Origin of the sequence: Brevibacillus sp. AF8 (genome assembly GCF_021270385.1) — a bacterium.
Taxonomy (GTDB): domain Bacteria; phylum Bacillota; class Bacilli; order Brevibacillales; family Brevibacillaceae; genus Brevibacillus.
Genome location: NZ_JAGQDN010000002.1, coordinates 125,437 through 142,885, shown reverse-complemented (window position 1 = coordinate 142,885; position 17,449 = coordinate 125,437). Strand labels below are relative to the sequence as shown.

General features: G+C 48.6%; 14 protein-coding genes. 9 read left to right on the top strand and 5 right to left on the bottom strand.

What is annotated here, in order from left to right; genetic code table 11:
- Window positions 1–33 precede the first annotated feature (33 nt).
- A complete protein-coding gene (locus KB186_RS03730; protein ID WP_232773131.1) occupies window positions 34–828 on the top strand; it encodes a DUF817 domain-containing protein in 795 nt (264 codons plus the stop codon).
- A 54-nt stretch (window positions 829–882) separates the two neighbouring features.
- On the opposite strand, the gene KB186_RS03725 is transcribed toward KB186_RS03730, so the two are convergent.
- Both KB186_RS03725 and KB186_RS03720 read right to left on the bottom strand, forming a co-directional pair.
- Entirely contained in the window at window positions 883–1,866 is a 984-nt protein-coding gene (locus tag KB186_RS03725; protein ID WP_232773130.1) for an ABC transporter substrate-binding protein, read from the bottom strand.
- A 185-nt stretch (window positions 1,867–2,051) separates the two neighbouring features.
- Entirely contained in the window at window positions 2,052–3,200 is a 1,149-nt protein-coding gene (locus tag KB186_RS03720) for an MFS transporter (RefSeq protein WP_232773129.1), read from the bottom strand.
- 169 nt (window positions 3,201–3,369) lie between these two features.
- On the opposite strand from KB186_RS03720, the gene KB186_RS03715 reads away from it, so the two are divergent.
- From KB186_RS03715 to KB186_RS03705, 3 genes are read left to right on the top strand one after another with little or no spacing between them, the layout of a single operon-like run.
- Window positions 3,370–3,921: a helix-turn-helix domain-containing protein gene (locus KB186_RS03715; protein ID WP_173609699.1), complete on the top strand. Its 552-nt coding sequence runs from the start codon at window positions 3,370–3,372 to the stop codon at window positions 3,919–3,921.
- Between the two features lie 31 nt (window positions 3,922–3,952).
- Window positions 3,953–5,041, top strand: coding sequence for a M24 family metallopeptidase (locus KB186_RS03710; protein WP_232773128.1), 1,089 nt, complete (start codon window positions 3,953–3,955; stop codon window positions 5,039–5,041).
- Between the two features lie 30 nt (window positions 5,042–5,071).
- Window positions 5,072–5,581: a GNAT family N-acetyltransferase gene (locus KB186_RS03705; protein ID WP_217367030.1), complete on the top strand. Its 510-nt coding sequence runs from the start codon at window positions 5,072–5,074 to the stop codon at window positions 5,579–5,581.
- A gap of 88 nt (window positions 5,582–5,669) precedes the next feature.
- On the opposite strand, the gene KB186_RS03700 is transcribed toward KB186_RS03705, so the two are convergent.
- The gene (locus tag KB186_RS03700) at window positions 5,670–7,268 is read right to left on the bottom strand and encodes a peptide chain release factor 3 (RefSeq protein WP_173609701.1); all 1,599 of its coding nucleotides are present in this window, start codon (window positions 7,266–7,268) and stop codon (window positions 5,670–5,672) included.
- Between the two features lie 186 nt (window positions 7,269–7,454).
- Between KB186_RS03700 and KB186_RS03695 the strand changes: the two genes are divergently transcribed.
- From KB186_RS03695 to KB186_RS03675, 5 genes are all read left to right on the top strand, one after another.
- Complete coding sequence (locus tag KB186_RS03695) at window positions 7,455–8,975, top strand: carboxypeptidase M32 (RefSeq protein ID WP_232773127.1); 1,521 nt, start codon at window positions 7,455–7,457, stop codon at window positions 8,973–8,975.
- 178 nt (window positions 8,976–9,153) lie between these two features.
- Window positions 9,154–9,873: a 3-ketoacyl-ACP reductase gene (locus KB186_RS03690; RefSeq protein ID WP_232773126.1), complete on the top strand. Its 720-nt coding sequence runs from the start codon at window positions 9,154–9,156 to the stop codon at window positions 9,871–9,873.
- 208 nt (window positions 9,874–10,081) lie between these two features.
- Window positions 10,082–10,231 carry a hypothetical protein gene (locus KB186_RS03685; RefSeq protein ID WP_162837744.1) on the top strand — a complete coding sequence of 50 codons (150 nt, stop codon included), beginning with the start codon at window positions 10,082–10,084 and terminating at the stop codon, window positions 10,229–10,231.
- A gap of 114 nt (window positions 10,232–10,345) precedes the next feature.
- Window positions 10,346–10,924, top strand: a complete 579-nt coding sequence (locus KB186_RS03680; RefSeq protein WP_173609704.1) for a mismatch-specific DNA-glycosylase — start codon at window positions 10,346–10,348, stop codon at window positions 10,922–10,924.
- Between the two features lie 72 nt (window positions 10,925–10,996).
- The gene (locus KB186_RS03675; protein WP_173609705.1) at window positions 10,997–11,986 is read left to right on the top strand and encodes a phosphotransferase; all 990 of its coding nucleotides are present in this window, start codon (window positions 10,997–10,999) and stop codon (window positions 11,984–11,986) included.
- Between the two features lie 59 nt (window positions 11,987–12,045).
- Here KB186_RS03675 and KB186_RS03670 read toward each other — a convergent pair whose 3' ends face one another.
- The gene (locus tag KB186_RS03670; RefSeq protein WP_229088033.1) at window positions 12,046–13,917 is read right to left on the bottom strand and encodes a bifunctional homocysteine S-methyltransferase/methylenetetrahydrofolate reductase; all 1,872 of its coding nucleotides are present in this window, start codon (window positions 13,915–13,917) and stop codon (window positions 12,046–12,048) included.
- A 45-nt stretch (window positions 13,918–13,962) separates the two neighbouring features.
- A complete protein-coding gene (metH, locus tag KB186_RS03665; protein ID WP_232773125.1) occupies window positions 13,963–17,409 on the bottom strand; it encodes a methionine synthase in 3,447 nt (1,148 codons plus the stop codon).
- Between the last annotated feature and the right edge of the window lie 40 nt (window positions 17,410–17,449).

The window sequence follows — 17,449 nt, the reverse complement described above, 5'->3', positions numbered from 1 at the left end:
GAAACTACTCTCGTAAACGTAAAGGACAGACAAATGATACGATATATGCGTCTATTGCTTCATTTCGGTTATCAAGAAGCCATGTCTTGCTTGTTTCCGGTCTTTATTTTCGGTTCGCTCGCCTTATCCAAACTCGTCACCATTCCTGGTTTGCCAAGATATGACCTCCTGCTGTTGCTCTGCCTCCTCTTTCAGATTTTCATGGTGAAAAGCGGCTTGGAGTCTCGGGACGAATTGAAGGTCATCACGGTCTTTCACGTGATCGGGCTCTGCTTGGAAATATTCAAGGTACATATGGGATCTTGGAGCTATCCAGAGGATGCGTACAGCAAAGTGTTTGGTGTTCCTCTTTACAGTGGCTTCATGTACGCCAGTGTCGCGAGCTACTTATGTCAAGCTTGGCGTCGACTAGAGGTATCTCTCACCGGTTGGCCGAATCAGATTATCGCCACCATTTTAGGTGCAATGATCTATCTGAACTTTTTCACCCACCATTATATTTGGGATTTGCGTTGGGTGCTGATGGCAGCTATTTTCATTGTCTTCTGGAAAACACGTGTATATTTTACTGTCGCGAACGAGCGGTTTTTCATGCCCATCCCTATTGGCTACTTTTTGATCGGTTTTTTCATTTGGATTGCGGAAAATATAGCGACGTTCCTCGGCGCTTGGAATTATCCGAATCAAAGAGCAGGCTGGGAGCTCGTGCATCTCAGTAAAATCAGCTCGTGGTTTTTACTTGTCATCGTGAGCTTTATTATCGTGGCGGAATTGAAGCACGTAAAATCCAGACGATCCCAATCCCATGATAGCAAGGAACACATGTAAAAAGCCTATCCACTCTTCGTACAAAACGTCAAAGGGTGGATAGGCTTTCTCTTCTTACTTAATAACGTTGCTGAGTACATTCTCAATCATTTGGCGGTTGGCAATGACGCCTGTGTACAGCCAGCTGGAATCTTTCGCAAACGTATACGCATTTCCATTCTTCACAGCAGGGATATTCGCCCATATTGCATCCTTTTGCAGTTGTTCTACAGCAGTCGGATTACTGTTTACGATAAACAAGTACTCGGCATCGAGTTCAGCCAATTTTTCCATAGAGATCGCGTTCCAGTTTGCTTCTCCTGACTTGGAGATTTCCTGAACGATAGCAGGCACCTTAAACCCGAGATCCTTGTAGAGCACATCACCGCTAGACAAGTCCTGACGTGCTACGTACACATTTTTCCCCGTCATCCACAGCGCTGCCGCTGATTTTTCCCCAATTGCTTGCTGCAACTTTTGCTTCGACTCGGCTACAAACGTCTCATAATCCGCCAGCACTTTCTTCGCCTCTTCTCCCTTGTTGAGGACTTCTCCTACTGTCAGGAGCTCTTTGCGCCAATCGCTGTTCTTTTCTTTTCCAATGGTGTACGTAGGAGCGATTTTTGAGTACTGGCTATACTTGTCCCCTTGGACCAGGGATGCGCTATCCAAAATAATCAGGTCGGGGCTGTGGCTCATCACGACCTCTGGCGGCAGATCGTAAGGAATCGCTGGAATACCCGCCAACTCTTTTTGCAGGTAGCCTTGTACCTGGTTGTTCCCTACTGACCATTGAGCAACTGGCTTCACTCCCAACGCTACTAAATGATCCTCCAGATAAGAAGCGATCACGCGCTGCGGTTTAGCTGGGACTGTTACTTCATTCCCCAACGCATCCTTCAGTACTCGTGAAGCTTCCGCAGCTGGTGTCGCGGTCTGGCTGTTGCCCGTCTGTGTCTCTGGACTCGCAGTGTTCGACTGGCCAGAGCAAGCGCTCACGATTGTAACGAGGCTTGCCAATACGACACTGGCTATCGAAAGTTTGGCTGTTTTTTTCATGGGTGTGTTCCTCCATTTGCGTCATGCCATCTAGCAGCGACAAATGCCTACTCGACCGCATTTTCATTGAGAATAATTATCATAATCACAATGGGTATTATAGCGGATCATGGCAAGATGCTCAACTTTTTATTTTGAAAACGAAAAAAGACCCCCTGCTTACTAAGCAGAAAGTCCATATCCTCCTAGCGTGGAACCCCGCTTAACAAGAATCGATGCAGTCCCCCGATCAGACAGACACCCGCGGTTACAAAAAACGCAATGAAGTAGGAATGGTGCCAATTCCCCAGCAAGCCTGCCAATATTGGGCTCAATACCGCTCCGATTGACAAAACCGCCGAGTAAATACTAAACACACTCCCGTATAACTCTCGGGGTGAATGTACTGTCAAAACGGTTGCAAAAGCAGGGAACAGCATCCCAAAGCATGCACCGAAGAAAAACATCATGACGTGAATCGGAATCGCCAGCCCGATTGCCAGGGCGTACAGAAGAAGGCTGAGCACACCCAATCCGGCAAACGCTCTCGTCTCAACAGGGACGCGATGCAGCCAAAACTGGCATAAAATCGCAAGTGCTCCCAACCCTTTCAAGCTGAATAATATCCCCGTAACGGCCGGGGACATCCCCTGTCTTTGGATGAGCAAAGGCACTTCATAGATGATCGTTCCTTGTGCGTAAATGATCGCAAATCCCCCAAGAAACGCTGGATACAGCATTCGATTTTCCAGGATGGCGGTTAGGCTCTGCTTGCCCCCACCTTTCATCCTTGGCGTTGACGGCACGCTTCCCTCTACTCTATCGGGCAGCATCATCCAAGCGAAAACGCCAGCAATCATCATCATGTAACCCAGAATCACAAATGATTGACCATAACCAAACTGCACCGCCAAAAAGCTACCGACTGCCGGGGATACGATACCTGCCGAGGTAAGGACCAATCCCTTTTTTCCCATGATCTCGCCCTGCTCAAGTGCCGTCTTCCCTGTTTCTCCGAGCAGTGCAGAACAAGCAGGAGAAACAAACGCCATCAAAAACCCGAGCATCAGCCGAAAGGTAAAGAAACCCGCGGTATTTTGCACAATGCCTTGACCAATCAGCATCACACCAGCCAAAATCAATCCACCTGCGATAAACCATTTTTTCGGATAGCGATCGAGAAAAGGTCCTGCGAGCAGGTTGCCTGTCAAGTTGCTGATCGCATATCCCCCGAGCACGAAACCAATCATCGCAGCGGATACACCCAATACGTTTAAATACGGCGCAAGAAGTGGCGTCTGCGCGTGCATGTCAAAGGCAACAAGAAACAAAACCACTAACAGGAGAGCTCTCAAAACATTCCCTTCCTCTCTAACGGCCTGTCTTTATTCCAGTATATGAAGCGAATGGTACAAGTAGGATACGAAAAGAAGAAGGAAGATTCAGAATAGATGTAGCATTTATTTTTGTATTACCGTAATATTTACTGTAATACCGTAGTTGACTTTGTCAGGAGGTGACTTTTTGGAGCACATCTACAAAAAAATACGAGCACTTCGTATTCAGCAGGAGCTTACTTTAAAGGATTTAAGCGAGAAATCGGGATTCTCCGTCAGTTTTTTATCACAGGTAGAGCGCGGCAATAGTTCGCTCGCGATTACTTCTCTCCAGAAAATTGCGGAATGTCTGGGTGTCCCCATTACGTACTTCTTTGAAGTCGAAAAAGATGTCACGTACCACACCCCCATTGCAAGGCGTAAAACGTTGCAGATTGAAGGGTCACCTGTGAAGTACGTTCGAATCGGTGGAAATTTCCCTGACAGAGCACTTGAGCCCCTCCTCAACGTGTTGCCACCCGGACAGACGAAGCATGTCGCCTTTCAGCATCCTGGGGAAGAGTTTTACTATGTCGTTAAAGGATGTGTCACCATCGTCGTCGACGAAACAGAATACCATCTCGATCAAGGAGACACAATTCACTTCCCTTCCTCTCTCCTTCATACGTGGTACAATCCTTCCACTGTTGAAGAAGCCGAGATCCTGTCCGTTTTGACACCTGTCATTTTTAGAACCTAACCTTGTCTACCATTAAAAAAGGGTGATCTGGATGCAAGAAAGATTGGAAAAGCTGCACGCGTACATGGAAAGCAGGAAATTGGACGCATTGATTATGACGCATCCCAAAAACGTGTACTATTTTACCGGATTTTTGACGGAGCCACATGAACGGTTTATGGCCCTCGTTTTGGTGAAAGGTGAGTCCCCCTTCCTCTTCGTTCCACTGCTGGACGGTGAAAAAGCACGGGAGGCTTGTCCAGCCATTATGATTTACACGCATGATGATTCACAGGATGCACTGACTGTGTTTCAGCAGCTGCTTCCAACTCCCCTCACTCACATTGGTGTGGAGAAGAACCATTTGACAGCGAAAACATATGAGTCGCTTGTCTCGATCGTGCACGCTACAGAAGCAGTCGATGTCGGAGAACTGCTGTCCAATATACGTGTGTCCAAGGATGCATCTGAAATCGCTACCATCAAGCGGGCAATTTGGGTGATGGAGGAATCCCTACGCCGTACGCTCCCTCTGATATCCGTAGGGATGACGGAACTGGACGTCGTAGCAGAACTGGAATACCAAATGAAAAAGCTAAAAGCCCAAGGCCCTTCCTTTTCAACGATTGTACTGGCGGGAGAAAAATCAGCACTGCCCCATGGTGACCCAGGAGAACATGCGATTCAGGCAGGAGAAGTTTTGTTGATTGACGCAGGGGTCTATGTCGATGGGTATGTATCGGATCTGACTCGTACTTTTGCAGTTGGTCAAATAGGGTCAGAATTGCTAGACATGTACGATACGGTCTTGCAAGCGAATCTGGCCGGGATACAGGCCGTTCGACCAGGAGCTCCGATCGCAGAGGTTGACCGAACTGCACGAGCTGTCATTGGGGACCGGGGCTATGGAGAATTTTTCATCAATCGTGTCGGGCACGGAATCGGACTAGAGCTACATGAAGCTCCTTACGTTCATAGCCAAGCAGCAGGAGAGCTCATCCCGGGCATGGTTTTCACGATTGAACCAGGCATTTATAACACGAAGATCGGTGGCATCCGCATTGAAGACAATGTGCTCGTCACGAAGGATGGCGTAGAAGTATTGACGTCGTTTCCCAAAGAAATGCAAATTATTGGATAAATCCAAAAAGCAAAGGCTGGTGTCGTTCCTTTGAAAGTGCTGGAAACAGATCGTCTCATCCTCCGCTGGCAAACTGCCGAAGACGCAGATTTTGTCTTGAAACTCATGAATGAGCCTTCTTGGATTCGATTTATTGGCGATCGTGGTCTTCGTACGACGGAAGACGCCCGCAACTATATTTTGAATGGTGCTGTCGCGATGTACGAGAGTCTTGGCTTTGGTCTGTATTTGGCAGAGCTGAAGGAAGGAAATGTTCCGATCGGCTTATGTGGACTGATCAAGAGAGATTCGTTGGAGGATGTCGATATCGGCTTTGCCTTACTGCCCGCATACTGGGGCAAAGGCTACGCGTATGAGGCAGCCTCTGCTGTTCTTGCCCACGGAAAAGAAGTTGTCGGCTTAAAGCGCATCGTAGCAATCACTAACCCCGATAATGCATCTTCAGCCAACCTTCTAAAGAAAATCGGTCTGCAAGAGAAAGGAATGGTTACCCTTCCAAATGCTACGGATGAGGTCAGATTTTTTGCCATCGAGTTCTAGTCCATGCTGTCCAAATGAGTCGTGGAATTCGTGAAATGGACAAAGAGGGCCTCACCGTGATCGGGAGGCCCTGCATTTTCTTTTTCAATTAAGAATGAACAGTTTTCAAACCGAGAGAACTCTCGTGGAACTTGATATTCGAGTACTTATCCATCGCGACACGCAGCTGGTACTCGCTCTCAAACAGCATAACCGGACGGCCATAACGGTCGGAAACGGTTCGGTTCTTCACAGCATCGAGGTCTGCTTTCTCCCCTTCGAGCCAGCGAGCGATTTGATACGGCATACGAGTCAGCATGATGTCTACCCCGTACTCGGCTTTCAAACGGTATTCAAGTACCTCGAACTGCAGCACACCTACCACGCCAAGAATCAGCTCTTCCATCGGATGGGTACGGAATAATTGCACCGTTCCTTCCTCGGTCAACTGCATGATTCCTTTTTGGAATTGCTTGTGCTTCATCGCGTCCTTCACCATCACCTTGGAGAAAAACTCTGGCGAGAAGTGCGGCATTTCTTCGTACTCAAATGATTTTCCGACACAGAGTGTATCGCCGATCTGAAAAATGCCCGGGTCAAAAAGACCGATGACATCTCCCGCGAACGATTCTTCGACTATTTCGCGGTCCTGTGCCATAAACTGTACCGGCTGCGCCAATTTGATGTCTTTGCCAAGACGGACGTGCTTGACTGACATTCCCCGCTCAAACTTGCCGGAGCAAATACGCAAGAAAGCGATGCGATCTCGGTGAGCTGGGTTCATATTGGCTTGGATTTTGAAAATGAAGCCGGAGAACGCGTTCGTATACGGATCGATCAAGCCTTCTGTACTCTTCTTCGCGGAAGGTGCTGGCGCCATTTGCAGGAAGTTGTCCAGGAATGTTTGTACACCGAAGTTATTGATGGCACTACCGAAGAAAACAGGCGTCAGTTGCCCTTTGTTGATCAGTTCAGGATCGTATTCATCTCCCGCAACATCCAGCAGAGAGATTTCGTCCTGCAATTGCTGCCACAGTTCTTGACCAACACGATCACCGATCAATGGATCTTCTGCTCCCTCAACAGGGAAAAAGGAAATTTCCTCGTGCTGTGTATTGTTTTGATACAGCTCGACACGAGACTTCATACGGTCAAATACGCCGCTGAAATAGCTGCCCATCCCAATCGGCCAGTTCATCGGATAAGAACGAATACCCAGTACACGCTCAATTTCTTCCAAGAGCTCGAATGGATCTTTACCGTGACGGTCCAGCTTGTTCACGAACGTAAAGATCGGAATACCCCGCATCCGACAGACCTTGAACAGCTTGATGGTCTGTGCCTCTACCCCTTTTGCTACGTCGATAATCATCACAGCAGCGTCAGCAGCCGTCAGCGTACGGTACGTATCTTCACTGAAGTCCTGGTGACCAGGTGTATCCAAAATGTTGATGTGGTGTCCGTTGTATTCGAAATCCATCGCACTGGACGTAACGGAGATTCCACGCTTTTTCTCGATCTCCATCCAGTCGGAGGTGGCATGCTTGGAATTTTTGCGCCCTTTGACCATCCCTGCTTCACGGATGGCTCCGCCGTAGTAGAGCAGCTTTTCCGTCATTGTCGTTTTACCCGCATCCGGGTGGGAGATGATGGCGAAGGTACGGCGTTTTGCTATCTCATTTTCCCATTGGGGATTGGATTGACTCATCTTCATTCTCCTGTCGTCGCAAATAAGTAACACATTCGTATCCTCTACGATTATACCGACAAATGCTTGCCGCATCCACCTAGTAATTTTTTGTTAAACCGATATAATATTCAGTAGTAAAAATTTTTTGACTGCATGACTTACATATTGATTACCAGAACATGACAAATTTACAGGAGGAACCCTATGTCAACGACTGTGGAAACACGTGCGGCCGAATTCCGTGACTATGTGAAGAAAATAACCAGCTACACGCAAGCACTGAACGTTCTTTATTGGGACAAGGCTACACAAGCTCCTCGCAATGGAATGGATGCCCGTTCCGAAATCATCGGGACATTGGCAGGCGAGCAATTCAAGCTGGCGACATCTAAAGAAATGGAAGCGCTTTTGACAGAGCTGAGTGAGCCATCTGTCCTCGAAACATTGGATGAAATTACCCGTCACAGTGTGCTGGAATGCAAAAAGGAATTTGACCGCAACAAGAAAATTCCTGCTGACAGGCATCAAGAGTACGTTGTACTGACCGCCAAGGCAGAAACAGTGTGGGAAGAAGCTCGTGCCAACAACGACTTTTCCATGTTCCAGCCGTACCTCGAGAAAATCGTGAACTTCCAGCTCGAGTTCATCGAATATTGGGGTCATGACGGCAAAAACAAATACAACACCCTCTTGGACATGTATGAGCCTGGCATGACTGTCGACCAGCTCGATCCGATCTTTGCTACCTTGCGTGAGAAAACCGTCAAGCTGGTAAAAGCGATCGCCGACTCTCCGAACAAGCCAGACACATCCTTCTTGACAAAAAACTTCCCAGTGGCAGACCAGGAAGCATTCAGCCGTTATATCCTCGAGAAAATCGGATACGACTTCACGTCTGGTCGCATGGATCGTAGTGCGCATCCGTTCTGCACCACCTTCAACCCTGGGGATGTTCGCATTACGACGCGCTACGCTGAAAATGATTTCAATTCTGCACTCTTCAGTTGTATTCACGAGGCTGGACACGCGATGTACGAGCAGAACATCAATCCAGAACTGCTGTTCACACAACTGTGCGATGGTACCTCCATGGGGATTCACGAGTCTCAATCCCGCTACTGGGAAAACATGGTCGGACGCAGTCTGCCATTCTGGAATCACTTTTTTGCGGACTTGCAAAAAGCGTTCCCTACCCAGTTCGAAGGAGTGTCTGTAGAAGATCTGCATCGTGCGGTTAACGCTGTTACTCCTTCCTTTATCCGGACAGAGGCAGATGAGTTGACGTACAACCTGCATGTCATGATCCGCTACGAAATCGAGAAAGGCTTGATCAATCAAACCATTCAGGTGGCTGATCTGCCAAAAATCTGGAACGAAAAAATGAAAGAATACCTGGGTGTCGAGCCACCGACAGATACATTGGGTGTGCTTCAGGATGTCCACTGGTCAGGCGGAATGATCGGTTACTTCCCGACTTACTCGCTGGGTAATGTGTATGCGGCACAATTCGTCCACGTTATGGAGAATGAGATTAACGGTTACGAGGAGCTGATCGCAAAAGGCGATTTCGCGCCGATCCGTGAGTGGCTCAAGGAAAAAATCCATCAGTACGGTAAAATGAAGAGCCCTCGTGAACTCGTTCAAGCGATTACTGGCGAAGGTACAAATGCTACTTACTTAATGAATTACCTCGAGAAAAAATACACAGACGTATACAAGCTGTAAGCAGTTCTCCCCTTGCTCCCCAATGTTCTCCCTACTCAGGGAGGACATTTCCATTTCCAACAGTTACTTTTCGTAACCTACGTACATAAAAGTGCATCCTTCCCTCCGGGGATAAATGCTAGTACACTGCACAATATACATGAGATTCCTATTGTCTTGAAAAAGGAGTGTTTTTCGTTTGGCTATCGATCTAAAAGGAAAAACCGCATTCATTACGGGTGCAGGTAAAGGTATTGGCCGCGCAATTGCGATCGCTCTCGCAAAGGAAGGCGTGCATCTCGGTCTCTTGGCTCGCTCTGAGGAAAGTCTGAAGCAAGTCGCCAAGGAAGTAGAAGCATACGGCGTCAAGGTAGCGACTGCGACCGCAGACGTCTCCAATTACAATGCTGTCACAACAGCTGTTGCTTCTATCAAAAATGAACTGGGTCAGATTGATATCCTGATCAATAATGCGGGCGTTGCCAAATTCGGCAAGTTCATGGAGCTGGAAACAAGTGAATGGGAGCAAATCATCCAAGTTAACTTGATGGGTGTCTATTACGTGACTCGCGCGGTGCTCCCAGGTATGATTGAACAAAACGCCGGTGACATTATCAACATCTCTTCCACAGCAGGACAAAAAGGTGCTCCTCTTACCAGTGCGTACAGCGCATCCAAGTTCGGTGTTCTTGGTCTGACGGAGTCTTTGGCTCTTGAAGTACGCAAACACAATATCCGCGTCACGGCGCTGACTCCGAGTACGGTAGCTACCGATTTGGCTTTGGACTTGGGTCTGACAGACGGAAATCCTGAGAAGACGATGCAGCCTGAGGATATTGCTGAGTTCGTGGTTAGCCAGCTGAAACTGAACAAACGCATCTTTGTGAAATCCGCTGGACTGTGGTCCACCAATCCATAGAAATGACATGGCAAAAAAGCGGAAAGAGTCCGTTCGTACAGGCGGATTTCTTTTCGCTTTTTTTCGAAGCCCTGTGAAATCGCTTCAATTTTGTTCACGTTCTATCCACGATTTCTTCACGCCTTATTCACACCTGCCCAACCAAAAATGCCCTCAACTGGAGTATGATGAACATGTAAAACATTTCCACAAAGTGGAGGGTATCCTTATGATACAAATGCTGTCGAATTGGTTGTGGGGTAATGAAGAACAAGAAGTCGTTCCATTCGAGACGAAAAGATACGTCCGGAATGAAATGGAGCAATTCACGTTCAACGAGCCACAGCAAGTGCTGCCGTATCCGCATCCCCAGCTCTAAGATCCGTTACTTGATCCAATATAACCTGAAGCTGCCGAGTCTGGCAGCTTTTTTTGCTTCTTTCTGAAAGCGCTCACTGATGTGCTACAATGTGGTAAACAGGAGGGGTTCGCTTTGGTCGAGTTCACAGAAAAATGGTTGCCTACATACATACGCCGCGATTTGGCAGTCTTATTTTGCGGGATCAATCCAGGGCGTATATCAGCTACGACGGGTTTTCACTACGCCAATCCAGCCAACCTGTTTTGGCGCGGATTGTACGAAGGAGGCCTGACACCTCACAAGCTCTTGCCAGAGGAAACTGCTACCCTCTTAGACTACAACTATGGTATTACCGATCTGGTCTCACGCCCTACCCGCTCCGCAACAGACCTGCGCAATGAGGATTTTGCTGCAGGGGCAGAGCTGTTCGTCCAAATGATCCAGACTTACCGGCCTCGTGTCATCTGTTTTAATGGCATTACTGCTTTTCGTCACGCGACTGGACAAAAAAAACAAGCAATTTCACTGGGGCTTCAGCCAATCAGGTACTTTGGGACAGAAGATTGGTCCGGCAGCTATGTGTTTGTCGTCCCGTCTACAAGTGGGGCTAACGCATCTTTTACACGTGAGGAACGAATCGCCAAGTTTACTGAGCTGAGTCATTTTTTACGCGAGATGAATTGGCACCCTCTTCCCTTGCCAGCTAAGTAGATATTTAGTGTCATTCACACCTTTTCTTCCGTACAATACTTGTAGCTCTGTACGCAAGGAGGGGCATCAGCAGTGGACGACCTCATCAAAAAAATCCAGATCAAATACGACATGACTGTTTTGCATCACAAGACCATTCGGGATACACCCAAATCACTCGTCATTTACTTGGAAACAACCAATGGCAAATTCATTGGAAAAGCTTCCCCTCTGCAAAAGGAACGTTTACATTTCATCCTGGATGCTGAAGCGCATTTGCGGAAAAAAGACGTACTCATCCCCGACATTCAACGAACCAAAAATAATAAGCGTTACATAACTCATAAGGAAAATCTTTTCGTTCTCCACCAAAGGCTATCCTGGCCAAATATCGCGTATAACTCCCCTATTCGAATGGAACGGATCGGCTCGGTATTGGGCAAATTTCATATGAGGTCGCTCGGTTTTTCTTCCAAGCATGGCAACCTTTATAATGGCGCAGAAAAATGGACCGTGGAGTACAAGACAGATTTAGCTGCCCTTGAGAAGTGGGAGCTTCAATATGCCGGGAAGAATGATCAAAAATACGCTGTGATCGCGGAATACCTTCCTTTTTTTAAACAAGCCGGGATCACAGCAAAGGAACATTTGATATCCTCTCCATACTTTTCGAAATGGAAAAGGGAACCCTTAACCAACCATTTTCTCTGTCATGGAGATTTTAATAATGGGAATTTGCTCGTCAGTAATCAAAGAATTGCGATCATTGACTGGGAGGACGTTCGTTACGATTTTCCGTCCAAAGACATTGCCCGTGTTCTATCCCTTGCTATGCGAAAAAATGACCAGTGGAACGAGGAATTGTTCTCTCATATATTGCGTGGCTATCTCCAAGAAAATCCCCTTTCGATGGAGCAACTGCATTTGCTCTTTGTCGATCTCACTTTCCCGCATATCATTGAACGTTTTTTACGCAAAAAGCTGTATGCCCAGATGGACCTTGCGGAGATTCAACAGTTTTGCAATCGGGAAGCTCTCAAGACCGCCTTTATGCTAAACGAAATGAAGGCCCATGTGTATTAGAAGCAAGGCTATAGCCTGTCTATACAATGGGCCTTCCCTATATATCTGGCGTAAAACCGTTAAGCCTGGGCCATCTTCACCAAAGAGCTTTGCTGGCGTGTATATGAAATGAGCTCTGCCGCCATCTCGTAATAATTGAACGGTGTAATCAGATAGATACCATTGAAGTAACGAACGGCCGTGTCGACCAATTCCTTCGCGATTGCAATTCCTTCCTGTCTGGCGGCTTCTCCCTGAACCTTTTTCATCCGTTCCAGAGCCTCTGTCGACAGTTTGATTCCGGGCACTTCATTATGCAGGAACTCCGCATTACGCGAGCTGGTCAACGGCATGATCCCGATAAAGACAGGAATGCCGATATGCTTCGTCGCCTCGTACACATTCCGAATGGACTCTGCATCGTACACAGGTTGCGTCATAATGTAATCCGCGCCTGCCTCGACCTTCTTTTCCAATCGGGCAACAGCAGCATCCATATTTCGGACATTCGGATTAAAGGCGGCGCCTACGATGAACTGGGCTTTTTGCTTTAACGGACGTCCTGAGAACGAAACACCTTCGTTCAACTGCTTCACCATGCGGATTAGATCAAACGAGGTCACGTCAAATACCGAGCTGGCACCCGGCAAGTCCCCAAAGCGTGATGGATCGCCAGTAATCACCAATATTTGATCGATCCCCAGAGCGTGCAGCCCCATTAAGTGCGATTGCTGCCCAATCAGATTGCGGTCCCGGCAAGCAAGGTGCAAGAGTGGATCGATTCCATGTCTGCTCTTCATGAGTGCCCCGAGTGCCATGTTGCTCATCCGAACTGTCGCCAACGAATTATCCGCCAGCGTAATCGCGTCCGCTCCTGCTTTGTGCAGCTCGCAGCATCCGTGGAGAAATTGGTCTGCATCCAGATCACGTGGCGGATCAAACTCGACAATGATCGTCGTTGCGGTTTTTACGCGCTCGACAATGCTCGGTTTCTCCCTCTCCCTCGTGTTCTGCACAGAAATCGTAGGACGATCTCCAGCTACGATGGTCGGGTTTACACGCGCTTGCGGCTCCAGTGACTCAAGTGCATCCGCAATCGCCTTCACATGTGCAGGTGTGGTTCCGCAGCATCCGCCAATCAACCGAACCCCCTGCTCACGCAAACGAAGCGCACTCTGTCCAAAATATTCAGGTGATGATTTAAAAGCGTATTCTCCGTCAGTCATCCCCAGACGCCCTGCATTCGGGAATACAGATAAGAGTGCATCTTCTGGAATCACTGTATTTTCAAACGAGCGTAAGAGTTCAGCGGGACCAAGGCGACAGTTTAGTCCGATCACGTCAGCGCCCGCGGCTTTCAGCTCAGAAAAGGCATCTGTCAAAGCGTAGCCATCACGTGTACGCCCTACTTCCAAAGTGGCTAACTGCGCGATTACGGGTACATCTGTGAGCGGGCGGATTACCTCGATCGCCAGAAGCAGCTCCTCCAAATCGAGGAACGTCTCCAGAATCAGTCCATCCACGCCCGCATGCAACAATGCGATTGCTTGTTCCTCATACTGGTCACGGAATTCATCCAATACCTTTTTCTTCACCCGTCCAGCCAAAATAGATCCGATGCTGCCAGCTACATACGCATCATCCTGTGCAGCTTCCCTTGCAATGGCGACTGCAAGCCGGTTAATCCTCGCTACTTTATGCTCCAAACCGTAACGGCTCAATGCATCTCGGTTGGCAGAATACGTATTTGTCTCTAGGAAACGTGCACCCGCCTGGTAGTAAGACGTATGGACTTCATGCACCAAACGAGGGTTGGACAAACACAGCTCTTCAAAGCTGACGCCAACTGGGACGCCCAGCCCGTGCAGCTGGGTCGCCATTGCACCATCTCCGACTAGGAGGTGGTCTTTCAAGTAGGCTCGTAAATCTTTCTTTCTCGTCGTCAACTCCATCCCTTCTCTCCCATTTTCATTTATACGTGGTCAAACTCCGTCGTTTTAGACTTCAAAAATAGATGGACCTGCATTGAAGTAACGCGCTTCAGGGTGAGCAAATACCATCGCTGATACAGAAGCCTCTGGCTCCATCATGAAGCCCTCTGTCAGCTGAACGCCGATATCCTCTGGACGCAATAGACGGAACAACTGCGCCTGATCTTCCAGGTTCGGGCAAGCAGGGTAACCGAAGGAGACACGAATGCCCTGATATCTAGCTCCAAAGCGCTCTAGCATCGTCATTTCAACAGGGTCTGGTATACCCCACACATCGCGCATGACGTGATGAATTCGCTCAGCAAATGCCTCTGCCAGCTCCAATGCCAAGGCTTGGAGGACATGAGAGCGCAAGTAGTCACCACGCTCTTTTAGCTCTGTAGATCTTTCGCGAATCCCGCCCCCAGCCGTTACAGTCAGGAATCCGACATAATCCATTTCCTTGCTCTCCACCGGTCGCAAGAAGTCGGACAGGCAAAGATGAGGTTCTTCCAGCTGACGCGGGAACGAAAAGCGCTCCAGCAACTTGCTGTGGTCTTTTGGATCATAGACCAAAATATCGTTGCCATCTGACTGAGCCGGGAAGAACTGATACACACCGTGGGTCGTAATGGTTCCTTTTTGCTTCGCTTCATTCAATAACTCTTCCACAATGCCGTACAGTTCCAGTACCTTCTCGTCGCCTTCCTCTATCAATCTATCTACATTTCCGCGTACGCCGAGGTGTTTTCCGAGGAGCATCCGCAGGTTCAAATACGGTTGCAGATGGCTCAGCGGGTATTGTCGCAAAACATGTCGTTCACAATCGGGCGGCAGATGGATTGGAACGGTTCTGCTGATGGCTGAACGAGCTGGCAAAGGTGCTTTTTTCTCCTCGACAACAGGCTGAGCCGTTGCGACTGCTTCCAGCAGATGCTGCTGTTCCTCTACCAAGCGATCACGTTCTTCTGGATTTTGCAGACGATTCACAAGCTCCAGACCATCCATGGCGTCTTTTGCGTATAAAACAATTCCACGGTATTCCGGTGCAATCCGGTTCGATGTGAATTTGCGTGTCAATGCCGCACCGCCAACCATCATCGGGATATCAATGCCTGCTTCACGAAGGTCTTGTGCGGTAATGACCATTTGCTGCGCGGATTTTACCAGGAGTCCAGACAGACCGATGGCATCCGGCTTTTCTTCTCTGCATGCGGCAATCAGTTGCTCTGGCGGTACCTTGATCCCCAGGTTTACGACATTGTAGCCGTTGTTTGACAAAATAATTTCCACGAGGTTTTTTCCGATGTCGTGTACGTCGCCCTTGACTGTCGCCAGCAAGATTTTCCCCTTGGCAGCGGCATCGCTTTTTTCCATGAATGGCTCTAAAAACGATACGGATGCCTTCATCACTTCCGCGCTCTGCAGTACTTCTGCCACGATCAACTGGTTGCCGTTGAACAGGCGACCTACCTCTTCCATCCCAGCCATCAACGGGCCATTGATGATCTCGAGTGGTGTGTATTTATCCAGCGCCAGCTTCAGATCTTCCACCAGACCATCCTTGGAGCCTTCGACTACATAACGGGCCAAACGTTCTTCAAGTGTTAACGAGGAGACTTCCACACGGACTTCCTTTTTCTTTTGACGATAAAATTCAGTGAAGGCCGCCAATGTCTCATCATTTGTCTCGAATAGAAGGGCTTCTGCCAGCTTTCTCTCGTCTTCTGGAATCGAAGCGTAGCGCTCCAGCTTTTCTGTGTTAACGATGGCGTAATCAAGCCCTGCGAGAGTAGTGTGGTACAAGAAGACCGCATTCAGCACTTCCCGACCCGCAGGAGGCAAGCCGAAGGAAACATTACTGACACCCAGGATCGTCTTGCAAGCAGGCATTGCCTGTTTGATCAAACGAATGCCTTCTACGGTTTCCTTGGCAGAGCCGATGTATTGTTCATCCCCTGTCCCTACTGGAAAGACAAGTGGATCAAAAATAATATCCTGTGGCTTTATTCCATACTGGTTGACGAGAATGTCATACGAACGTTGCGCGACCTCCAGCTTCTTTTCGCGAGTGATAGCCATACCCGCTTCTTCAATCGTTCCGACGACAACGGAGGCACCGAACTTGTGAATAAGCGGAACCACTTCCTCAAATCGATCCAACCCGTCTTCCAGGTTAATTGAGTTGAGAATGGCCTTCCCTTGCGAATAGCGAAGTCCCAGCTCCATGACCTTGGCATCTGTCGAGTCGATCATGAGCGGTGCTTTTACTTTTTTCACGATGAACTGTAGGAATTTTTCCATATCTTCGTATTCATCACGGTCGGGGTCAGCCAAGCATATATCGATGACATGTGCACCACGCTTTACTTGGGCTCGGGCAATATCAGACGCTTCTTCATAGTGACCAGCTGCAATCAGATCACGAAATTTTTTGGAACCGATGACATTGGTCCTCTCCCCTACGAGCAAGGGACGATTGTCATCTTCGACGTAAACGACCTCGATCCCGGAGACCGCGCTCAGCGGTTCTACAGCAGCACTGCGCGGCTTGCAGTCTTTCAATGCTTCTGCCATCGCTTGAATATGGTCAGGCGTTGTTCCGCAGCAACCGCCAGCGACGTTTATCCAGCCCTGTTCCGCGAACGCCCGCATTTTCGAGGCAAGTCCCTGTGGCGTTTCATGATAATGACCGTTCTCATCTGGCAAACCTGCGTTCGGATAACAGCTGACCGCACATTGGGCAATTCCTGATAGTGTCCGCAGATGATCACGCATGAACTCAGGTCCTGTCGCACAGTTCAGACCTATAGAGACAGGCTTTATATGCTCCAAGGAGACGTAAAACGCCTCGATATTTTGGCCCGCCAGCGTCGTGCCCATCGGCTCAATCGTACCTGACAGCATCACGGGGATCTCCTGTCCAAGCTCTTCAAAAGCTTTGCGAATCCCGATCCCGCCAGCCTTGACGTTCAACGTATCTTGCGAGGTTTCTAAAAGAAGAACATCGGAGCCGCCGAGAATCAGACCTTTTGCCTGACGATAATATGCCTCGATCAGTTCTTCGAAGGTGACACCGCCTGTCAACGAAAGGGTTTTGGTCGTCGGTCCCATGGCACCTGCTACAAAACGCGGCCACTCCTCCGTGGAATAGGCATCCACCGCTTCTCTGGCCAAGCGAGCTGCCGCTATATTGATCTCAAGGTCTTTCTCTGGCACATCGTACTCGGCCAAAACAATGGAAGCAGCACCAAACGTATTTGTCTCGACGATGTCTGCGCCTGCCTCTAAATATTTCTCGTGAATGGAACGAATCACATCTGGTCTGGTCAAGTTCAGGAGTTCATTACAGCCATCATAGGCTTCACCGCCGAAATCATCAGCAGTCAGATTCGCCTGTTGAAGCATGGTGCCCATTGCACCGTCCAGAATCAGAATTTTCCGGGAAAGCTGTTCGCGAAAAGTTGGTTTCATTGACGTGCCCCTTTTCTCCCTTGCATCTGGGTAAATAAAA